This is a genomic window from Aeribacillus sp. FSL K6-8210, assembly GCF_037963925.1.
Taxonomy (GTDB): Bacteria; Bacillota; Bacilli; order Bacillales; family Aeribacillaceae; genus Aeribacillus; species Aeribacillus composti.
Genome location: NZ_CP150172.1, coordinates 3469609 through 3491342, shown reverse-complemented (window position 1 = coordinate 3491342; position 21734 = coordinate 3469609). Strand labels below are relative to the sequence as shown.

The 21734-nt window shown below is 39.4% G+C and carries 16 protein-coding genes; 10 read left to right on the top strand and 6 right to left on the bottom strand.

Going from position 1 to position 21734, the window contains the following annotated elements:
* Positions 1-84: 84 nt before the first annotated feature.
* Entirely contained in the window at positions 85-1263 is a 1179-nt protein-coding gene (locus NSQ41_RS16965) for a M20 family metallopeptidase (protein WP_066250069.1), read from the bottom strand.
* 1083 nt (positions 1264-2346) lie between these two features.
* Here NSQ41_RS16965 and NSQ41_RS16960 point away from each other — a divergent pair.
* Positions 2347-3522 (top strand): acetyl-CoA C-acetyltransferase, encoded by a 1176-nt coding sequence (locus NSQ41_RS16960; RefSeq protein ID WP_339210423.1) that lies wholly within the window; start codon positions 2347-2349, stop codon positions 3520-3522.
* Between the two features lie 331 nt (positions 3523-3853).
* Here NSQ41_RS16960 and NSQ41_RS16955 read toward each other — a convergent pair whose 3' ends face one another.
* Positions 3854-5281, bottom strand: a complete 1428-nt coding sequence (locus NSQ41_RS16955; RefSeq protein ID WP_339211651.1) for a DHA2 family efflux MFS transporter permease subunit — start codon at positions 5279-5281, stop codon at positions 3854-3856.
* Between the two features lie 177 nt (positions 5282-5458).
* Between NSQ41_RS16955 and NSQ41_RS16950 the strand changes: the two genes are divergently transcribed.
* The 4 genes from NSQ41_RS16950 (at position 5459) to NSQ41_RS16935 (ending at position 8238) form a co-directional block, all read left to right on the top strand.
* Entirely contained in the window at positions 5459-6301 is an 843-nt protein-coding gene (locus NSQ41_RS16950) for a TetR/AcrR family transcriptional regulator (protein ID WP_144598416.1), read from the top strand.
* 144 nt (positions 6302-6445) lie between these two features.
* Positions 6446-7138, top strand: a complete 693-nt coding sequence (locus tag NSQ41_RS16945; RefSeq protein WP_339200041.1) for a threonine/serine exporter family protein — start codon at positions 6446-6448, stop codon at positions 7136-7138.
* Positions 7139-7155: 17 nt separating this feature from the next.
* Entirely contained in the window at positions 7156-7584 is a 429-nt protein-coding gene (locus NSQ41_RS16940) for a threonine/serine exporter family protein (protein ID WP_339210421.1), read from the top strand.
* Positions 7585-7851: 267 nt separating this feature from the next.
* Positions 7852-8238: a gamma-glutamylcyclotransferase family protein gene (locus NSQ41_RS16935; protein WP_066250059.1), complete on the top strand. Its 387-nt coding sequence runs from the start codon at positions 7852-7854 to the stop codon at positions 8236-8238.
* Positions 8239-8494: 256 nt separating this feature from the next.
* Here NSQ41_RS16935 and NSQ41_RS16930 read toward each other — a convergent pair whose 3' ends face one another.
* Genes NSQ41_RS16930 through NSQ41_RS16915 form a run of 4 tightly spaced genes read right to left on the bottom strand, consistent with a single transcriptional unit; the run spans position 8495 to position 13670 of the window.
* Positions 8495-9649, bottom strand: a complete 1155-nt coding sequence (locus NSQ41_RS16930; protein ID WP_063386827.1) for a mannitol-1-phosphate 5-dehydrogenase — start codon at positions 9647-9649, stop codon at positions 8495-8497.
* 2 nt (positions 9650-9651) lie between these two features.
* Positions 9652-10086, bottom strand: a complete 435-nt coding sequence (locus NSQ41_RS16925; RefSeq protein ID WP_063386826.1) for a PTS sugar transporter subunit IIA — start codon at positions 10084-10086, stop codon at positions 9652-9654.
* A 1-nt stretch (position 10087) separates the two neighbouring features.
* A complete protein-coding gene (locus tag NSQ41_RS16920; RefSeq protein WP_339210420.1) occupies positions 10088-12190 on the bottom strand; it encodes a transcription antiterminator in 2103 nt (700 codons plus the stop codon).
* Between the two features lie 40 nt (positions 12191-12230).
* Entirely contained in the window at positions 12231-13670 is a 1440-nt protein-coding gene (locus NSQ41_RS16915) for a PTS mannitol transporter subunit IICBA (RefSeq protein WP_339210419.1), read from the bottom strand.
* A 289-nt stretch (positions 13671-13959) separates the two neighbouring features.
* Here NSQ41_RS16915 and NSQ41_RS16910 point away from each other — a divergent pair, with 289 nt between their 5' ends.
* The 5 genes from NSQ41_RS16910 (at position 13960) to NSQ41_RS16890 (ending at position 21720) form a co-directional block, all read left to right on the top strand.
* Positions 13960-15735 (top strand): EAL domain-containing protein, encoded by a 1776-nt coding sequence (locus tag NSQ41_RS16910; protein ID WP_339211649.1) that lies wholly within the window; start codon positions 13960-13962, stop codon positions 15733-15735.
* Positions 15736-16068: 333 nt separating this feature from the next.
* Positions 16069-17328 carry a hypothetical protein gene (locus tag NSQ41_RS16905; protein WP_339210418.1) on the top strand — a complete coding sequence of 420 codons (1260 nt, stop codon included), beginning with the start codon at positions 16069-16071 and terminating at the stop codon, positions 17326-17328.
* Positions 17329-17507: 179 nt separating this feature from the next.
* A complete protein-coding gene (locus NSQ41_RS16900) occupies positions 17508-18935 on the top strand; it encodes an aldehyde dehydrogenase family protein (protein ID WP_063386821.1) in 1428 nt (475 codons plus the stop codon).
* 26 nt (positions 18936-18961) lie between these two features.
* On the top strand, positions 18962-19963 hold the full coding sequence (locus tag NSQ41_RS16895; RefSeq protein ID WP_066250038.1) for an alcohol dehydrogenase catalytic domain-containing protein: 1002 nt from the start codon (positions 18962-18964) through the stop codon (positions 19961-19963).
* Complete coding sequence (locus tag NSQ41_RS16890; protein WP_339210417.1) at positions 19960-21720, top strand: thiamine pyrophosphate-binding protein; 1761 nt, start codon at positions 19960-19962, stop codon at positions 21718-21720. Before NSQ41_RS16895 ends, NSQ41_RS16890 begins: the two co-directional genes overlap by 4 nt.
* The last annotated feature ends 14 nt before the right edge of the window (positions 21721-21734 follow it).

Sequence of the window (21734 nt, the reverse complement as noted above, 5' to 3'; positions counted from 1 at the left end):
CATTTCCTATAAAATCATCATTGTTGTTGTTGTTTCAATGTACATTTCGAATTTGTTGCACCACTTTTAATTGACATCATTTTTTTATTGTAAAAGATAATGATTGACAATACTTAAAAATATTTTCCCTGAGACGAGAAGCGCACGCTCGTCAAAGTCAAAGCGGGGATGGTGATGAGGATAATGAGTTTTTGGATCGTCTCCTCTTGCACCGACATGAAAATAAACACCTGGTTTATGCTTTAAGTAGTATGCAAAATCTTCTGCTCCCATTGACGGCTGATAATTATAAAAACAGTCAGATGCATACGTCTCGCTAATAATGGCTCGCAATTGTTCGGTTTCATTTCTAGGATTGATAACTGGAGGATAGCCGTTTAAATAATCAATTTCGTAGCTTGCGTGCGAAGCTTGGCATAGCCCTTGAACAATCGCTCTGATCTCTTCCTCAATTTGCTTCCTAACGTTTGGATTAAATGTTCTTACTGTCCCTTCTATTCTAGCGTTTTCTGCAATGACATTGAAAGCTGTTCCAGCTTGAAACACACCAACTGTCACAACAGCTGAATCTATCGGATTCACGCGTCTGCTGACAATTTGCTGCAAGTAGTTCACAATTTGGCTGCCGATGACAAGAGCATCTACTGTTTCATGCGGACGGGCCCCATGGCCTCCTTTTCCTTTTATTTGAATCGTAAATGCATCGACAGCAGCCATAACGGGTCCTTCTCGTAAGCCTATTTTGCCGTACGGAATATCAGTGGAAACATGTGCGCCAAATACAAGGTCAACATCGTCCAGGCATCCATCTTCAATCATAAACTTGGCGCCGCCGGGCGGTTTTTCCTCCGCGTGCTGAAAGATGAATACGATGTTGCCTTTTAAACGGCTGCGATCGATTTCACTTAATACTTTTGCAACCCCGAGGAGAGCTGCTGTATGTCCGTCGTGGCCGCAGGCATGCATAACTCCTTTTACGGACGATCTGTAAGGAGAGTCGTTCTCTTCATGGATCGGAAGCGCATCAAAATCAGCGCGGAAGGCAATGGTTTTTCCTTCTTTTCCGCCCTTGATCATTCCGATAACTCCATTTCCGCCGATTCCGGTTTTTACCTCAATCCCAAAGGAGGAAAGCTTCTCTGCAATAAATTTCGGTGTATTTTCCTCTTGAAAAGAAAGCTCAGGATGACGATGCAAATATCTTCTCCACGAAACCAATTGTTCGAAATTTTCCATTAAAGAACGATGAAGCTCCTTAATCATTTTCGCACCTTCTTTCAAAAATAATGATCCTTTTTTTCGATTAAAAGCTGTTAAATCATCATCAGAAATATGAAGTATCTAGTAGTCTAGCTGGGAAGAGAAGTAAGCTGAGTTTTAAGATCAAAATAAACTCTTTAGCAGCGTTAGATAAAAACTCGTCTTTACTTCTAAGCCAACTAAAAAAGGCTTCATCACGTATTATTTTCTTTAATATTTCGCCTTCTTTAGAAGTACGAAAACTGCTTTTTCAGGTATGGTTAAATATTTTAATCACCAATTCTTTATTAAACCTATACAATATATTGCAATTACTTAATATTCATTTTACCTCCCTTTTTTTGTCACACCAAGTAAAATTTTTCATTTATTTATATTTTACAGAACCATTTAAGAATGCATTCGCTGCCTCTATATAGAACTCTAGTAGAAACAAAAGAGGTTAACTCATGAAAAGTTCGCTATTTCTCAAAACGAAAGAACCAAGCTGGAAAAGAGATATAAAGAAAGCGCCATAAAAATAATCAAACAACCAGAAAATAAAAATGACCTGTCCTTTTCCTAAAGCGAGAAATGTAATATTCGATGATTGGTTTTTAAAAACAACACGTCCGGATTAGTACCATAAGATAAGCTGCCATCTTCTTTTCCGGGTTTCTACCATTTTTAAATTGTACATTCCAGAGTGGTTTAATAATTAATTCTTTTTTTCTAGAATATAATGTATCTCTAATTCTTCAAGATCCAATACTAAACCATCATACTTTCATCAAATGATCGAAAATATTCACCCCAACTTATTTTGACATCATTCCATTTTTTACCTTATTAACAATCCAGCAGTTGTTTTGAAAAGCCGCTTTACCTGACGGCTTGTTCATCTATACGCAAATTTGCTGAATTCTCCTTTGATTTTTAAGTATTTTTAACATTGTTATTTAATTTTCGTAATTTTATAATGAGCGTGTAAATAATTTTCATTATTCTGATAAATGAAAACGTTTTTTTATACACTAACGCATCAGAAATATTTGATACATGCAAAGGAACTGTTGGAATACCGAAATGTTTAGAGGAGTGAATAAAATGAAAGATATCGTTTTGCTGGAAGGAGCAAGAACGGCATTTGCTGAAATATCTGGATCATTTCGAAATACTACTGCGACTGATTTAGGTGCATTTGCGGCTAAAGAAGCTATTCGAAAATCTAATATTTCGCCTGATGAAATTGATCATGTTGTGTTTGGAAACGTTCAGCAATCAAGCAGAGATGCACACATTTTAGCAAGACATGTTGGATTAAAAGCCGGCACCCCGATTGAAGTTCCTGCCGTAACGATTAATCGTTTATGCGGGACGGGGATTGAAGCAATCCTAACAAGCGCCCGCTACATTTTAACGGGAGAAGCAAATGTTGTGCTGGCTGGCGGCACGGAAAATATGAGTCAAGTACCGCATGTCATTCGCGGTATGAGATGGGGAAGTCCTCTAGGTTCGCCTGTTGTAGAAGACTGGTTATGGGATGGACTATATGATACGTATGGCGGCTGCACAATGGCTGAAACAGCTGAAAATTTAGCTGTCAAATATAATTTAACGAGGGAAGAAATTGACCGTCATGCTTTATCTAGCCATGAGCGTGCGATTGCAGCGAGAGAAAAAGGGTATTTTAAAGAAGAAATTGTACCGGTTACTGTGAAAGGGAAAAAAGGAGACATCATTATTGATCAAGATGAACATATCCGCCATACGAGCATGGAGCAGCTTAGTAAATTAAAGCCTAGATTTATTGAAAATGGTGTTGTCACGCCGGGAAATGCAAGCGGTATGGTTGATGGAGCAGCAGCTGTTGTCATTGCATCAAGTGATTATGCAGAAGAAAAGGGGTTAAAACCGATTGCCCGCCTTGTTTCCTGGGATGTTGTAGGAGTAGAACCGAAGTATATGGGGATCGGTCCGGTTCCTGCTATTCAAAATGCATTAAAGAAAGCAAATTTAACGATTTCTGATTTGGACTTAATTGAAATCAATGAAGCTTTCTCTGCTCAATATTTAGCATGCCAAAAAGAATTAGGCTTTGATCTTGAAATAGGTAATGTAAATGGGGGAGCCGTTGCGCTAGGACATCCTCTTGCTGCAAGCGGAACAAGAATCACGACAACTCTTATTTATGAATTAAAAAGGCGAAACAAAAAATATGGCGCTGTATCTGCATGTATTGGCGGAGGACAAGGAATCGCCGCTGTTTGGGAAGCGCTGTAGCTGTAAAATCAGCAGAAAAAATTGAATGCTTCGGCTACACGAGAAAATAACGGGTTAAATATATTGTCGGATCAAGCCTTATTTGTTTCCATTCGGCAACGGGATTTCAAAAGAAAAATGGGGTAACTGTATCGGATGTCAACTTCTGATGCAGAACATATTATTGAAGCAGTCTCTGCAGCTTTTTGATTATAAGAGGGTTGATGATAAGTAAATAGGTATGAAATGTTCAGCTGCTGTTGAAGCTGCCTTTTAATTCCGGCTGGAAAATCTAGATATTTTGAATGAAAAAGCCTCTAGACTGATGAACTTAGTCTAGAGGCTTTCTATTTTATGATGCGGATTGTTTTAAAAATGTTTCTCCTTCTGGTTTTGCCCGTTTGATAAAGAAAGTGAGAACGAGGGCGATCAGTGCAATTAACACTGATATTTTGAAAGAAAAGTTGATTCCATTTAGCATTGCTTCATTCATAATATCGGCCATTTTTGCTGGATCACCCGCTGCGGATTGCGCCAATCGCTCCGCCTCCGCCTCCGTTTTATTTTGCATGAGCGTGACCAGCAGCGCTGAACCAGCAGCTCCTGAAACTTGCTGCAACGTGTTGTTCATCGCTGTAGCGTGCGGGTTCATGGTTTGCGGCAGCTGATTGATTCCGTTTGCCATGACGGGCATCATCACCATCGACATTCCCAACATTCTTAATGAGTACATAAGCATTAAAAAGCTGTAGGATGTATCCATTGTTAAGTGGCTGAATTCATATGTTGTAAAAATGGTAATAGATAAGCCGATAATGGCGAGCGCTCTAGCACCAAATTTATCAAAAAGCCTTCCTGTTATCGGCGACATAATTCCCATGATGATTGCTCCCGGCAGCATTAAAAGTCCGGAATCAAAAGGTGAAATGCCGCGAATTGTTTGAATATATATTGGCATAAGCAGCATCGCTGAGAACATCGTCATCGAAAGGACGATCGAAATAGCGGATGATAAGGCGAACATCGGATATTTATAAATTCGAAATTGCAAAAGAGGCTCTTCCATTTTTAATTGCCGCACAATAAACAAGACTAAGCTGATCGTTCCGACAATAATGGTTCCATATACATAAACGGAATCCCAGCCTTTTTCCCCGGCGGAGCTAAACCCGTATAAAATGCCGCCAAACCCGATGCTTGATAAGATGAGCGATAAAATATCCAAAGATATTTGTTTTTGAGGCAAAATGTTTTTTAATTTAAAGATTGCAAGGATGAGTGTGAGAGCAGCGATCGGAATAACGATGTCAAACAATGTACGCCATGAATAATGCTCAACAATCCATCCGGATAGCGTTGGCCCTATCGCTGGCGCAGTGATCATTACGAGTCCAAAAAATCCCATTGCTGTGCCGCGCCGTTCAACAGGAAAAGCGACAAGCATGACATTCATTAATAAGGGAGCCATGATCGCTGAACCGGCCGCTTGAAACATTCTTGCAACCAATAACACGCCAAATGTCGGCGAAAGTGAAGCTAGCACTGTACCGGCTGTAAACAAGCTCATTGCTGTTAAATATAGTTGGCGATTCGTAAACTTTTGCAACAAGAATGCGCTGGCAGGAATTAAAATCCCATTAATCAGCATGTAGCCTGTTGACAGCCATTGCGCGGATGAAGGAGATATTTCAAAATCCTTCATAATGGATGGAAGTGCAACATTTAGAAACGTTTCGTTAACAAAAGACACAAAGGCACCAACAAATAAAATGGCAATCATCCCATAAGGCGGTTTGTTTAATGTTTCATGATTGGTCAAGCGAGAATCCTCCTTGTACTTATAGTATATTATTTTATACTGTTGTTATAAAAGATAATAATAATATATACTGATAGTATAAAAAAATCAACAATAACTTTTATTTTTGAGTTCAATCATAAAGGATGTGCAGTCAAATTGAACGATCGAAAAAGACAAGTAATGGAAGCGGCGCATACTCTTTTTGTTGAAAAGGGATTTGTGAGAACATCAGTTCAAGATATTTTAGATAAAAGCGGGATATCGAAAGGGACATTTTATAATTATTTCTCATCGAAAAAAGAACTTTTAATTAGTATTTTTGAAAAGATTAAAATGGAAACAGATCAGCGGAGAATGGAAGTGTTGGCTGGCAGGCAAGCAAACGATAAAAACGCGTTTATCGAACAAATTCAAGTCAAGATGGAAATCAGTAAAGAAAATAAACTATTCGCTCTGTTTTATGGTGTGCTGATGTCAGAAGATGAAGAGCTTAAAGGATTGGTGCAGCAGTATCATTTTGATGAACTTTGCTGGGCACAGAAGAGGATTGCAGAAGTATTCGGTGAACAAATACGTCCGTATTCGGTTGATTTGGCCGTGTTGTTGTATGGAATGGTTCAAAACGCCATTCATTTCGCTGTCACTGCCGGAGCAGAAATAGAAATTAACAGCATAATCGCTTATTCGTTGAGAAGAATTGAAAAAATAGCGGAAAATGTTGTGAAAGCGAAGGATCAGCTATTTGATCCGGATATAGTAGAAAGGCTGGAGCCGGAAGAGGCTTTGAATCGGAAAAAGAAAAAGGAATCCCTTTTCAATCAAATTGATAAAATAAAAAAATCGGCAGATGAGGAGCAAAAGGAATTGCTATCCTTTCTAAAGGAAGAATTGCAATCTTCTGTTCCGCGGCGAGCGCTGATTTACGCGGTGATGTCCCAAATTGATCAGAAGAAAAAGCTTGAGCATTTGGTCGATGAGGTGCTAAGATTTAATACTTAAAGACCTATAAAAGGCTGAATCGTTTTGCCATTCACTTACCAAAAGACTTGGATATAATAATAGGAAATGAAGTTTATTGGAGAGATTAGCGTGCAATTAAATTCCAACAAGATTATTGAAGCCTGTTTGCTAGCTGGTAAAATTATGCTAGAAAATGGAGCGGAAACGTACCGCGTTGAGGATACGATGCAGAGGATGGCTACATCGCTTGGTGTAAAGCAGTCTCATTGTTTTGCTATGCCCACTGGAATTATATTTTCCATTGACGAAATGGAACAGACAAAACTTGTACGTGTGCTGGAACGGACAATAGATTTAAATAAAGTTGCGATGGTGAACAACATTTCTAGAAGGATGGCGCAGGGTGAAATATCTGTTGATGAAGTTTTGTTGGAACTGAAACAAATAGACGAATCAAAACCTGAATATCCAGTTTGGCTGCAATTGACCTCCGTTTCCATCTTGAGCGGATGGTTTTTAATCATGTTTCAAGGAAAGTGGGCAGATTTTGTTCCTGCCATGATTTCAGGCGGTTTAGGTTTTGCATTTTTAGTTTATGTTCATCGTTTTGCTAAAATTAAATTTTTTTCAGAGTTCCTAGCATCGTTTGTCATTGGATTTACAGCCATTTGGCAGGTGAAGCTGGGCATCGGGACAGATTTAGATAAAATTATTATCGGTTCTGTCATGCCTCTTGTGCCGGGGCTGCATATCACGAATGCTGTCCGCGATTTGATGGCAGGACATTTAGTGGCGGGATTATCAAAGGGAGCTGAAGCGTTTTTAACAGCTTTTGCGATCGGGTCAGGAATTGCCATCGTTTTATCGATTTATTAATTGAAAGGATTGTTGTCATGCTGTCACAACTTGCAGCAAGCTTTATTGCAGCATTTGCATTTGGAATTATTTTTAATGTACCAAAAAAGACGTTATTTGCATGCGGAATTGCGGGAGCAGTTGGATGGCTTGCGTATTTATTCTTGATTCATTTTAAGATGGATTTAATTATCGCTGCATTTATTTCAGCGCTTCTTGTTGCCTTCATTAGTCACTTGTTTGCGAAAATGTATAAAGCACCGATCATCATTTTTTCTGTCCCAGGAATTATTCCGCTTGTCCCAGGAGGGATTGCGTACGATGCCATGCGCCATGTCGTCGAGCAAGACTATTTTATGGCGATTGAACTAGCAGCTAAAGCTTTTATCATATCAGGAGCCATCGCCATGGGACTAGTGTTTTCCGAAGTATTGAATCGGATGATTATGAAAATCATTCGGCAGTAGCTCGTTTCAATTGGTTGACGTGTGTTTGTCGCTTAGGAAACAAATTTTTATACATGTCAGTTTTCATGGTCTTGCTTAGCTGGTTATGTTTTTTAAGGTGGGGGCGGTAGCTCTTTTCAATTGATTTGCCGCCTAGGAATAAATTTTTTTACATACTAGCTTTCATAGTCCCGCTGACCGGCTATGAATTTTGAGGTGGGAAATCGCTCTTTTCAACTGACGTGTCGATGTTCACTGACCGGATTAAACTTTTTGAGGTGAGCTGCCATGCTTTATCAAGTTTTTGTGTATGGAACGTTGTTAGTCGGCGAAGCAAATCATCATGTTGTAGAGCCCTATTTAATCTCTTGCAAAAAGGGGCATGTGAAAGGCCGACTGTATGATGTAGGAGATTATCCAGCGCTTGTTCTTGATGAAGGAGAAGACGAAGTTGCCGGTGAATGGCTCATTGTGACAGAAGAAGGATTAAGGCAAATGGATTTGCTGGAGGATTTTTTAGAAGGCCGGCCGAATAATGAGTATGAGCGTGTTTGGGTCAAGGATAGCCGGCAAAATATAGAAGGTTTTGTTTACGTATATTCCTTGGAAAAAGCGCAGCATCTTCCTATCATATATTCCAATTCATGGCGAGAGCATCGGAGAAATCAAAAGTAAAAGGCTGATTCAACACATTGCTTTTCAGCGATGTTGAGTCAGCCTTCTTATTGGTTGTTTAATTAATATGTTTTCTTGTTCATTGCATTCGATTGAGGGGCTGTCCAGAAGGTCAAATCCCTATTGAAAAACAAAAAATCATAAACATCGATATATCAACATTTCTAAAACATAAAAGGGAGCCGTCAATAAGCCAAAAAACGACTTATTAGACAGCCCCGTGTTTAAACAGGCAGAATGAACCATCCTGCTTACATTATTTCAATTTGATGAGCTGTTCATATTTTTCAAGAATTAGTTTTGTTAACGGGTCGTTTTCGTCAAGCTGGCTGTACTGCTTCAAAGCTGCAGCTGCTCCTTTTGTTTTAATGATTTCTTGCAATTCGACTGCCTCTTGGTCTTCTTTATAGTCAAACAATAGCGCAGCTGCTACGGCTGTTGCAAGATTTTCAGGTTTTTGACCGAATTCCATTAATCTTTTTGCTGGTAAAATTAATCGGTCGTTTGCGCCAAGCTTGCGAATAGGTGATCTGGCTACTCTAGTGACATTATCGGAAATTTGTTTGTTTTCAAATCTAGAGATAATCTTATCGATATATTTTTGATGCTCGGAACGATCAAAATGATAAGTTTTCGCCAGCATGTCGCCGGTTTCAGCTAGCGCGCCTTCTAAAATTGGGCGGACAAACGGGTCCAATACAGCTTTGTCGATTGTTTCTATATTTTTGAAATAGCCTAAATAAGCTGCAGTAGCATGTCCAGTGTTGACAGTAAATAGCTTGCGCTCAATATATGGATTTAAGTCGTCAACATAGGTGATTCCTTGAATATTTGGCAAGCTTCCTTTTATGTCTGTTTTTTCCACGACCCATTCAAAAAATGGTTCAACAGAAACTTTTAAAGGGTCCTCGTGGGTTTGTAATGGAACGATGCGGTCGACAGCTGCATTAGGAAAGCCAACATATTGATCCAATTTTTGTTTTTCTTCATCTGTAAGCGATTTGCGTACCTCTTCTTTTAATAATTGGCTGCCGCCGATCATATTTTCACATGCAATAATGTTTAAAGGCTGGACTGACTGTTTAAATCGTTCCTTAAGTCCTGAAGCGATTGTCGGTGCAATGATTTTTAAAATATTTGGACCGACAGCCGTTGTAATTAAGTCAGCTTGGCAAATGAGATCGATAACTTTGTCAGTTTGTTTTGCACTGTTAATTCCTTTTACACCTGTGACGGTGATTGTTTCTTTTTTTTCGCTGGCTAATTCGATGATATAACTTCCTCTTTTATTTAGCTCAGAGATTAGATTTTCATTCACGTCAAGAAAATATATTTCATAGTTAGCTTGATTTAGAAGAGCGCCGATGAATCCTCTTCCTATATTTCCAGCGCCGAACTGCAAAGCGATCATGTTTATTCCACCTCATTGAATAAATTGATTAATTCTTCTTTGGTTGCTGCATTGATTATACGGTCAACATTTTCTTCCTCTGAGCAAAGGATGGCGATTTTCGACAAGAGCTCCAAATGTTCGTTGTCTTTTCCGGCAATTCCGAACACTACTTTAGCAATGTTGCCTTCTCCATATTCTACGCCTTCAGGAATTTGTATAATGGAAATACCTGATGATAAAATGTCTTTTTTTCCTTCTTCTGTTCCATGAGGAATAGCTATATGGTTTCCCATGTATGTGGAAGTGATTTGTTCTCTTTCAAGCATTTTGCTGATATAATGTTCGTTCACATAGCCGTTTTCCACAAGAACCTTTCCAGCTAATTTAATAGCTTCCTCCTGATTGTCCACTTTTGCATTTAAAACAATATTCTCTGCTGTTAATATTTGCTTCATCTTAGTCACTCCAATTAAAAAATTTTTCTTTCATATAACGATGGAAAATCTCATTCAGCTTATGATAGACAGCTGCTTCATCTCCGCTTTCAAATAGTGTTAAACTGCTATTGCTCTCAATAATAGATGAACTGATTTGGCTTAATATTTCCAGCTTATTTTGAGTTAGCTGTTCAGGAGCTAAAAGCAGCAATATCCGGCTGATTTCCATCGCATTTCCGTCCATTCCGAGGACGTTGTCCGCTTTGTCCAAATCATAAATACGAAATAAAGGAATCAATACTTCTTCATCTTTTAAATGAAATAAAGCAATTTTTGTCCCGGGAATTCCCAATCCTCCTTTTTGTTCTCTCACCAAAAGCTTCTTCGCAATGGATTCATCATTTGTGATCAATTTTTCTTTATGCAATGTGCGGGCGATTTCCAAAAGATTTTTTTTATGCTGTCCTGTATTTTCAAGCAAGCTCACATTGAAATGGAGCAAAACTGTTTTGATAATATCGCCCAGTTCAAAAAATTGATCGATGATGTGAATCATATCGTTTGAAGGATTTTTCCGGAAAGGAATGCCCGGAACATTGTTTTCGCTTCTTTTGAATTCTGTCAGCTTTTCATTCATGTACCTTTTTATTTTGGCGATATCATGCTCATTTAACAGCGGGTTAACTGTAATATATGGCACATGACGATACGGAAGATCGGTAGTTGAAATAATAATATCGTATTGGCTGACATCCAGCTTTTTTAAATCAATAAGAGAAGCAATATGAATGTTTTCTATTTCAGGAAATTCCTTGCGAAGTCTCGTTGCCAGCATTTTGGAAGAACCGATTCCGCTGGGGCAAACAACTAATCCCTGCAGCGAAATATTCTCCATCTTTGATTCTAAAGCGGAGCCAAAATGCAGTACGAGAAAGCCAATTTCATCCTCTGATAACTGAAGATCATAAAAGATTTTTTTTACCCCTTCTTCGACAGACTCGAAAAGGGCGGAAAATTTTGTTTTGATCTGTTGCAGCAGAGGATTGTGCGTATGAATCTTCTCTTTTGAACGTGTAATAGCAGGGACAAAATGGGCTACCAGCCCTTGATATAAAGATTGATCTTCCGTCAAGGGAAAGCCGGTTTTGTTGGAAACAAATTCAATGAGCGCATGGACCTTTCTTGAAATGTCTACATCTACATCAAAGAAGGAAAAATCTTTATCTTCTTTTCTGCGCGCACCTAATAAATGAGTCGCGACATAGCCGATTTCCGCTTCAGGAAACTTGATCTGAAAGGCTTTTTCCAATTCTTTGACGATCACGCGGGCGGATTCGAATTCTTTTGTGCCTTTCAATTCTTGAAAAACTTGAGGATCGATATCGATCGTTTCGCCTTTTTGGATTCTTTCCGCTGCAAGCATTAAATGGACTGCAAGAGCAATATAGGCACTGTCCGCAATAGAAAATAAAATGGTTTGCCGAAAATTTTCAAGTACTCCTTCAACCGTTTTTATTTTTTCTTCATCAATGATTTCAAAAATTTTTTCCCTTTTTTCATTTTTCTCTTCTTTTATCTGCCTTTCAATTGCTTGCAAAAAACTTTTTTCATCCAATTTCTCCATTATAATGTTTCCAAGGAGAGCCCTCTTTCCATTTTCTGGTCCGATGAGTTCTATTCCGTATCCTCTTTTTCGGATGAGCTTCAAATCAAATTGAGCAATCCATTCTTCGATTTGATCTAAATCATTGCTTACGGTTGCAGAAGTGACGTTTAATTTTTCGGCTAGCGTAAACAGTTTTAGAGGCTCGCTGGCCTCTAAAAGTGAACATAGGATAAGCACTTTTCTTTCTTCCTGGCTAAAGTCTGTGTGCTCTCCAGATCGGATATCTTTTAATAAATTTTGTTTCCGCAGCGATGGACCGAATAAGCGAATTCCTTTTCCTTGCAGGCTGTCAATATAAAGACCATATTTTTTTATCACTTTTTTTATATTTTTAAGCTCCCGGTGAACTGTTCTTGAGCTGACGTTTAATCGTTCAGCGATCTCTTTTGTGGAAATGTGTCGGTCCTCCTGCAGCATTAATTCGATGATTTCCCGTTCTCTCGCCCGCAAGTACATGGAATTCACCCCTTTTAAAGTGCACAGCTGTGCAATCTGCTTATGACTGTTCTTTTAATTTTTCTAGCAGTTCATCGTACTTAGGACTGTTTAAGAAATTCTCAACAGAAATGTGTGTTGCATTAGGAAGCTTTGCTTTTGCTCTATCTGTTAAATCTTTATGTGTAAATACAATGTCTGCGTCATCAGGCAAATTGTTGATGGCAGTGTTTGTTACTTCGATATTTAACCCAGCTTTTTGGACTTTGTTTCGCAAAATGGAAGCGCCCATTGCACTGGATCCCATGCCTGCGTCACAAGCAAAAACAATCTTTTGGACATTGGCTAATTCATTTTCTTGCAGCTCGGCATCTCCGCTGTCTTTTTGCGCTTGATTTGTGAGCATTTCTGCTGCTTTGCTTTCTTTACCTTTTAATTGCTGCATTTTCTCTGCTGCTGCTGATAAGTCTTCCTCGCTGTCTGCTTTCGCTGCTTTTAAGATGATGCTTGAGATGAGGAATGAAACAGCAGTTGCAACAATAACACCAGCCAACACACTTATATAATGTCCTTTTGGAGTCATAATCATTAATGCAATAATACTTCCCGGTGAAGGCACTGCCACAAGTCCGGCATCAAAAAGTAAGAATGTTAACACTCCGCTCGCTCCGCCGGCAATAGCAGCTAAAATTAATAATGGTCTCATTAAAATATAAGGGAAGTAAATTTCGTGAATTCCGCCCAAAAAGTGAATAATGGCTGCACCAGGAGCAGTTTGTTTAGAATTTCCTTTTCCAAACAGCATATAGGCAAGCAAAATTCCTAGACCTGGCCCTGGATTCGTTTCAAGCAAAAATAAAACGGATTTGCCTGTTTCTGCTGCTTGTTCAATTCCGAGCGGGCTTAAAATTCCATGATTAATCGCATTATTTAAAAACAGCACTTTTCCGGGTTCGATAAATATACTTGCGAGCGGAAGCAGGTTGGCATCGACAATGAATTTAACTCCACCTGCCAAAATGCTGCTCAAAGTTAAGACAATCGGGCCGATTCCTAAAAAAGCAATAATCGTTAAAATAGCGGCGACAATACCAGCTGAAAAATTGTTGACAAGCATCTCAAATCCGGATTTAACTTTTCCTTGGAACAGTCTGTCCACTTGCTTTATAATATACCCACCAAGAGGCCCCATTATCATGGCACCTAAAAACATTGGAATGTCCGCTCCAACGATTACTCCCATCGTTGCGGTTGCACCCACAACTCCTCCGCGCAGATCATACACCATGCGCCCGCCGGTAAAACCAATTAGAAGCGGCAACAAATATTGTATCATCGGATTCACTAGTTTTGCTAAAGCTTCATTTGGTGTCCAACCAGTCGGTATAAATAACGCAGTGATGAGTCCCCACGCAATAAATGCGCCGATATTTGGCATAATCATTCCGCTTAAATAACTGCCGAATCTCTGTATTTTTACTTTAATATTTGATTCTGCCATTGTGTTCACCCCTTTTATTTTTTTAGAATAATGTTTCTACATTTTAAATTTTAAAGCGTTATCATTGCGAGTCTCAATTTAAAGAAAAGTCAAGTTTGTCACTTTTGCTGCTGACAAAATTTATTTGAAGTTTAACCAAACGCATGCTTTTTATCCTTCTTTTTAGCTATTTTTTGGCATCTATTAGATGACAAATTTCCTGTATTTTATTACTATAAATGTAACTTCTATTTTCTGTATAAGGTGCTTGAAAATGGAATCGTATTATGTGGAGGGTATCGTAGTGGGGATGAAAAGACACGAAGCTCTGGAAGAGATTGAGAGAGTGCTGGGTATACGGGCTGTTGAAGTGCTGACTCATGTTGGAGAAGAATACTTTCGCTCCCTTGTTAAGTATATTGCAGAAACATTACATGCGCCAATAGTCCTTGTCGGAGAAGTGGACGAAACATCTTCAAAAATAAATGTACTAGCAATGTATCGAAACGGAAATTTGTCTGATGGAGATGTTCAGCCAATACTAGCTTTGGAAAGTTCTTTAAAGGAAGCGAGCTCTTACGAAAAATTTATTCACCAGTTATTCTCTAGATTAAAGGGAGATATAGAAGGCGCCGGTTATTTGGAAGTGCCTCTTAAAAGCTACAAAGGGGAGATCATTGGGCTCATTTTTATTATAAACATAGAGACGACGGAGACAAAGGAGAAAGCCGAAACGATTTTTCGCTTGTTTAGGGATCGGACTGCGAAGGAAATAGCTAGGAATAAAAAGGAAAAAAGATTATTAAAGCTGGCACACTACGATTCGTTGACTAATTTATTAGAACGGGCTACTTTTCGAAAAATGGTTGATGAAGAAATAGGAAAACATCCTGAAATAAAAAGAGGCTTTTTCTTTATTGACATTGACAATTTTAAAATGATCAATGATTCTTTCGGGCATAAGAAGGGAGACGAGCTGTTAGTCAAATTTGCAAAACGATTAAAAGATATAATGAAAAACGAAAACGCGCTTCTTTGCCGCAATAGCGGCGATGAATTTGTCATCATGCTGAGAGATGTAGAAAAGGATCAAGTTTATAATTTGGCTGCAAACCTTGTCAATGAGCTTCAATATCCACTAATTTTAGGAGAAAATGCTGTGTTTATCACAGTAAGCATAGGAGTTTCTTTTTTTCCTGAGCATGGCCACAATGCAGACACACTGATCCATCATGCTGACTTAGCCATGTATGAGGCAAAAAAGGATGGGAAAAGCACATATCGCTTCTATCAATCTTTTATGGAGCATCATTACGAACGTTTTCTCCTGAAGCAGGAGCTGCGGCGCGGTATTGCCAATAACGAGTTTGTCTTATATTATCAGCCGAAAGTTGACATAATTCAAAGGAGAACCATCGGGTTTGAGGCTTTAGTTCGATGGAATCACCCGGAGAAAGGGTTTCTTTCCCCATCAGAATTTATTGAGTTGGCTGAAGAAGATAATACGATTGAATTGATAGGAAACTTAGGATTGGATGAAGCGTGTAAACAGCTTAAATGCTGGCAGGAGGAATTTAGTAATAAACAATTAACGATTGCGGTCAATATGTCGGCACGTAAATTTTTTCATAGTGATTTAGTTCATCAAGTCCAGGAATCGATTTCAAAATACAAGCTGCCGTATTCTTCGCTTGTCATCGAAATAACGGAAACAACGGCCATAAAAGATTTTGAACATGCGGTAAAAATTATTCAAAAGCTCCAATCATTAGGTGTGCACATTCATCTGGACGATTTCGGCAAAGGTTTTTCCTCTCTTTATTATTTGAATAGACTTCCTGTCAATGCAATAAAGATCGACCGTTCGTTTATACAACAAATCGGGCAGGGGCAAAAGGAAAATCCAATCGTCAACGCCATCATCGCAATGGCTCATTCTCTAAATTTGGATGTCATTGCAGAAGGGGTCGAGACAAATGTTCAGCTCAAATATTTGCTAGGGAAGGGCTGTCATATTATGCAAGGATACTATTTCAGTAAACCTTTGCCAGCGGATAAAGCCGGGGATTATTTAAGAAGAATGTAAATAATGATTCACTTCTGCCTCCATTTCTCAAGCCGTTTTGAGAGAGGAGGCATTTATTTTTTTGGATCGGCGTGTTATCAGAGTGCGTTTTTTCATATAAAAGATGCCGGCATATCGAGTCCGGTCTTTTTGTTTTGTAAAAATGTTTATGTGTTTGATAGACTGTGTTATGTTAAGGGAAGATCCCGTGGATTATGTATTAGTATATTTTGAGAAAGAAAGGATGAGAGAAAGGTTTTGCGCATTTTTGTGTATACAGTTTTGATAGCTATTTATATTTTATCTCGTTTTTTTCATGCTCCAGTCATAAGCTATAGCACTGGAGCTGTCGCTTTGGTAGCACTCGCAATTTCAGCGGTTTATGCCAGAGGACTATATCTCATTTCAGGTGCCATATTTTTATTGATTGGATTTGTTTTATTTATTCAAAGTAAGCAGCCATGGCATACGTTTATTTTGCATTTTGAGCAAGTGCTTGGTTTGCTTTCATTGTTTTTCGTATTGCCATTTATGAATTCCATCATTCGTGTCGGAAGGTATGATAAACATTTAAGCTTGTTACTTCAGGATCAAGCTGCTGATCTGAACCATTTATATCGGCGAAGCTCAGGAGTTTGTCATATACTCGGTCTATTTTTAAATATTGCTACAGCTCCCCTTCTTATTAAATCATTAAATGTTATCCTGCGTGATTTGCCCAAAAAAGTGCTAACGAAATTTTATTCGCAAAACTTGCTGCGCGCCTATGCATTATGTCTTACTTGGAGCCCGATGGAGGTGATGGTGAGTTCAACGATAGATATTACAAAAGTGCAGTATTTTATCATTTTTCCAATTTTGCTTCCGATGGCAATCATAATGCTTGGGTTTGATTGGCTCATGTCTTCGTATAAATATAAAGGTATCCAAATCGCCTTTCATACGCCTCATTTTTTAAATAAGAAAAAGGGTTATAAAAAAGCTTCTGAATTAATCGGAATGCTGCTTTTGTTTATTTTCATGGTGTCGACTGTTCAACATTTTTTACAAAAAGGTTTTCTGTTTTCTGTTGTATTATTGATTATCCCATTTTCTGCCATTTGGTCTTTGTTTATTAAAAAAGGAAAAAGATATTTTACAGTTGCAATCCAGCATTGGAAAGAGCGGACAAGGGGATTAGCCAATTACTTTTTCATGTTTTTGGGAGCAGGTTTATTTGTAGAAATGCTGGCAGACTCGCAATTACTATCATTTTTAAAACCTGTTTTTGAATTAGGAACTGAAAAGACGTTGATTTTATATAGTACAATAGGACTTTATTTTTTCATTACATCGTTAATTGGTTTTCACCCTTTAGTAGGTTTTGCTTTATTGGCAGAGCTCTTGCAGCCGTTTTTAGTCGACATACCATCAATTCCGCTATCCATTGTGTTAATATGCAGCAGCTTGTCGACTGTGATGTTCAGCCCTTTTAATATATCAGTATCAATTTTGTCTGATGAATTAAGCGCACAATCTTATCGGATCGGTTCATGGAATATGATTTTTGCATTAGGGTACATTGGGTTCGGCATTGTGGTAGCATGTTTTGTTGAAATGTTTTTTATGTATTGACACCGTTTACAATAAAATTTATAATCTTCTTAAAAAGAGATTATTTTCAAAATTCCCAACAATAAATATTTTTTAGATCGATCTAATAGAATTTTAGATCGATCTAAAAAGCTCTGATATTGGATCGATCTAATAGAAGAGTAAACAGAGCCAAATCGATGTGATAAGCAGGTGATTAGATGAGAAAAGCTCAGCCATTTATTAACGGATGTTGGATCAATTCGGGGCGGCCAGTAGTACAGGTGCGGAGCCCTTATTCTGGCGAAATAATCGGTGAGCAGCTGCTGTCAACAAAGGAAGATGTTGAAAATGCTTTATCCTCAGCATTTCAAGCAAAAAAAGAGATTGCAGGAATTCCAGTTTACGAGAGAGCCAATATTTTAAAAAAAGCATCTTCCTTGCTAGACAGCAGAAAAGAGACATTCGCAAAATTTATTTCCGAGGAACTCGGCAAGCCATTGAAAAACACATTGGATGAAGTATCCCGCTCGGTTGAAACATTGGAACAATCAGCGGAAGAAGCAAAACGGCTGATCGGAGAAACGATACCGGGAAGCGCTTCGCAGCGCGGAACGAAAGCATTGGCCATGACGTTTCGTGTTCCGGTTGGGGTTGTTGCAGCTATCACCCCATTTAATGCGCCGTTAAATCTCATTTGTCATAAGATCGGACCTGCATTTGCAGCCGGAAACAGTGTTGTGTTAAAGCCTGCTCCTCAGACGCCTTTAATTGCAGCGGAACTGCTGAAGCTTCTGCTTGAAGCAGGCTTTCCAAAACACGGTATTAATATGGTGCTAGGAGGAGCAGAAGTCGGTCAGCAAATTGTTCAGGATGACCGGGTCAATGTCATTTCGTTTACAGGTGGAGTTGCTGCCAGCCGTAATATATGTGACTTGGCTGGAATGAAAAAAGTGCTGTTAGAGCTAGGAGGAAATGCCGCAACCATTGTACACGAAGATGCTGATTTAAAGAGAGCGGCAGCTTTATGTGCCTTAACAGGCTACAGCAATTCCGGTCAAAGCTGCATTTCCGTTCAAAGAATTTATGTACACGAGACTGTCGTTGAGCCGTTTACAAAACTTTTCAAAGAGAAAGTGGAGCAATTAAAGGTTGGAGATCCATTATCGCCGGATACAGATATTGGCTGTTTGGTGGATGAACGAGCGGCGGAACGCGTTATGAATTGGATCAAGGAAGCAGTCCAATCCGGAGCCGAGTTGATTACCGGAGGAAAACAGCAGGGGGCGACAGTTGAGCCGACTGTTCTTCTGAATCCGCCGAAGCAAAGCAAAGTTGTATGTGAAGAAGTGTTCGGTCCGATTGTCAGCATTATTCCGTATTGTACGATTGAAGAGGCAATAGCGGAAACAAATAATTCGTCCTTTGGACTTCAAGCGGGATTATTTACAAACCGCATGGATGTCATTTATCAAGCAGCTAAGGAGCTGGAAGTAGGAGGCGTTGTAATCAACGGCACTTCAAATTTCCGGCTTGACCATTGGCCTTACGGCGGTGTGAAAAATAGCGGGATTGGCCGGGAGGGGCCGCGTTATGCAATTCAGGAAATGACAGAAATGAAGATGATTGTTTTTCAAGATCCTTATTGAATGAAACAAACATGGTGGTGTACAGATTGATTGAGCTATATGTAAAAAAACCGAACGAACTAGAGCTGCGGCATAACAACTCAGTTCCAGCTCCAAAAGGCGATGAGGTAAAAATTCAATTAGTATATGGAGGGATTTGCGGTTCTGATTTAAGTGTTTATAAAGGAAAGCTCCCTTATGCAAAATATCCCGTTCGCGCCGGCCACGAACTTGTTGGGGTGATTGTGGAAAAAGGGGAACAAGCTTCATTTAAAATTGGAACAAGGTGCGTTGTTTTACCGAATACATTTTGTGGAGTATGCGATCAATGCCAAAAAGGTTTGACAAATATATGCCGAAACAAGAAATCGTTAGGCGTAAATATTGATGGAGGGTTTGCCCAAGAGTTTAACATTTCTTCCAAATATGTTTTAGCAGTGCCTGATGACTTGCCGAATAAAAAAGCAGTTCTCGTAGAGCCGCTCGCAGTTATCGTCCATGCCTTTAAAAAGGTCAATGTGGAAAAAAATATGAAGGTAGCTGTCGTCGGCTGCGGGAATGAAGGAATGCTGGCAGCGGCGCTCGCCCATTATTTAGGTGCAAAAGTGACAGCGATTGACATCAATCAGCACAAGCTTGATTTAGTTAGAGAAATCGGTGATATTTCAGTTTTCTTGCCGCATGAGATTGAATCGCTTGAAACGTTTGACGTTGTATTTGAAGCAGCCGGTACAAAGGTTTCAGTTGAAAGCGCTGTTAAATTAGCGAAGCCAGGAGGAGCTGTCGTTTTGATTGGGCTGGCGCAGGAGGCGAATTTTCCGATTGTTCATATTGTGCGCAGTGAAATCACAATATATGGTTCAATAATTTATCAATTTCCAGATGACTATTTGCAAGCGATTGAATATCTACGGGATCCTGAGTTTTCCGTCGAACAAATTGTTTCTAAAATTTTTTCCATTACCGACTACAAGGAAGCTTATGAAACGGCCGCTTCCGGAAATGCTGGAAAAGTTATTTTAAGCTTTAAGGAGGCAGAAAAATTATGAAAAAGCTGGTTTCCGATCAACTCGTTCAATATTTGGAAAACCGCGGGGTTGAACATATTTTTGGTCTTTGCGGCCACACAAACATTGCTGTTTTAGCCGCTTTAGAAAAAAGCTCCATCAAGTTTGTAAATGTAAGGCATGAGCAAATTGCTGCACATATGGCAGACGGGTATGCGAGGGCAAAAAAAGAAGCGGCAGTTGTCTTAAGCCATCTTGGACCAGGATTGACGAACGCTGCAACAGGTGTTGCAAATGCCGCTTTAGATTCCATTCCGATGGTTGTCATTGCAGGGGATGTACCGAGTCATTTCTATGGAAAGCACCCACATCAAGAAATTAACCTGCATGCAGATGCATCCCAATACGAAATATACCGCCCGTTTGTTAAACGTGCATGGCGGGTTGACCGGCCGGATCTGTTTCCGGAAATTTTAGAAAAAGCATTTCAATTAGCTGAAAGCGGAAGACCAGGACCTGTTTTAGTATCTGTGCCAATGGATATTTTCTCGAAGGAGGTCGATGTTGCTTTATTTGAAAAATTGAATCATCATACGAAAAAGTTGCATAAGCCTTCTATCGATAACGAGACTGCAAAAGAAATTGTCGAAAAACTAATCAAGGCGGAAAATCCATTGATTTATGCTGGAGGAGGCATTATGCTAGCCGATGCTTCCAAAGAATTGAAGGAATTAGCTGAACATTTTGACATTCCTGTTGCCTACACATTAATGGGCAAGGGAGCCATTGCCGACGATCATCCATTAGCCTTGGGCATGACAGGCTTCTGGGGAACAAAATTTGTGAATGATATGTGTTTGCATGCAGATTTGATTTTAGCACTCGGCACAAGATTTTCAGAGGCGGATTGCAGCTCCTGGGAGCCGGAATACACCTTTAACATTCCGAAAACGAAATTGATTCATATTGATATTGATCCGAACGAGATTGGAAGAAATTATCCGACTGAAATCGGAATTGTGGCAGATTTAAAACAAGCGCTTTCCGTAATAAACCGGGTGGCGAAAGAGCTCGTTCCAAAGGGAAAAGAAAATAAAGAGCTGAAACAGAAAATTTCTCAATATAAACAAGAATTTCGTAAACAGAATGAGGAACATATTCGCAATGACTGCTATCCGATGCGTCCGGAGCGGATTTTACAAGAAGTTCGTGAAGTGCTGCCAAGAAATGCTTTTATAACAACGGATGTCGGCTGGAATAAAAATGGGGTTGGACAGCAATTTCCGGTATATGAAGCGGGCACTATTTTCACGCCTGGGGGCTATTGCACGATGGGCTTTGGTGCGCCCGCAGCATTAGGAGTAAAAATAGCGCATCCAGATAAAGTGGTCGTTTCATTAGTCGGTGATGGAGGCTTCGGACAAAATCCGGCGCTTCTTGCCACCGCTGTTGAAGAAAATATTCCGGTTGTCTGGGTGATCATGAACAATCATGCTTTTGGAACCATAGCCGGACTGGAAAAAGCCCACTTCGACACAACCTACGGAACGGTATTTCGAAAAGATGGAAAGCCGTATTCACCTGATTATGCAGCCATTGCGAAGGCTTACGGTGTGGAAGGTGTAAAAGTTCAAGCTGCAGCGGAATTCAAGCCAGCATTGCAGCGGGCCATTGAAGCAAATAAACCGTTTGTGATTGATGTGGAGATGATCAATGTACCAACGCCGACAGCAGGACATTGGAATATTATGGATATCTATTCCCCGGATAGGAAAGTTCACCATGTTTCAGTGGATTAAAACATTTCCAATTA

Coding starts and splice junctions, on each gene's coding strand:
- NSQ41_RS16965 (WP_066250069.1), bottom strand. CDS start 1,263: ATGATTAAGGAGCTTCATCGTTCTTTAATGGAAAATTTCGAACAATTG.
- NSQ41_RS16960 (WP_339210423.1), top strand. CDS start 2,347: ATGAAAGATATCGTTTTGCTGGAAGGAGCAAGAACGGCATTTGCTGAA.
- NSQ41_RS16955 (WP_339211651.1), bottom strand. CDS start 5,281: ATGATTGCCATTTTATTTGTTGGTGCCTTTGTGTCTTTTGTTAACGAA.
- NSQ41_RS16945 (WP_339200041.1), top strand. CDS start 6,446: ATGCTAGAAAATGGAGCGGAAACGTACCGCGTTGAGGATACGATGCAG.
- NSQ41_RS16940 (WP_339210421.1), top strand. CDS start 7,156: ATGCTGTCACAACTTGCAGCAAGCTTTATTGCAGCATTTGCATTTGGA.
- NSQ41_RS16935 (WP_066250059.1), top strand. CDS start 7,852: ATGCTTTATCAAGTTTTTGTGTATGGAACGTTGTTAGTCGGCGAAGCA.
- NSQ41_RS16930 (WP_063386827.1), bottom strand. CDS start 9,649: ATGATCGCTTTGCAGTTCGGCGCTGGAAATATAGGAAGAGGATTCATC.
- NSQ41_RS16925 (WP_063386826.1), bottom strand. CDS start 10,086: ATGAAGCAAATATTAACAGCAGAGAATATTGTTTTAAATGCAAAAGTG.
- NSQ41_RS16920 (WP_339210420.1), bottom strand. CDS start 12,190: ATGTACTTGCGGGCGAGAGAACGGGAAATCATCGAATTAATGCTGCAG.
- NSQ41_RS16915 (WP_339210419.1), bottom strand. CDS start 13,670: ATGGCAGAATCAAATATTAAAGTAAAAATACAGAGATTCGGCAGTTAT.
- NSQ41_RS16910 (WP_339211649.1), top strand. CDS start 13,960: ATGAAAAGACACGAAGCTCTGGAAGAGATTGAGAGAGTGCTGGGTATA.
- NSQ41_RS16900 (WP_063386821.1), top strand. CDS start 17,508: ATGAGAAAAGCTCAGCCATTTATTAACGGATGTTGGATCAATTCGGGG.
- NSQ41_RS16890 (WP_339210417.1), top strand. CDS start 19,960: ATGAAAAAGCTGGTTTCCGATCAACTCGTTCAATATTTGGAAAACCGC.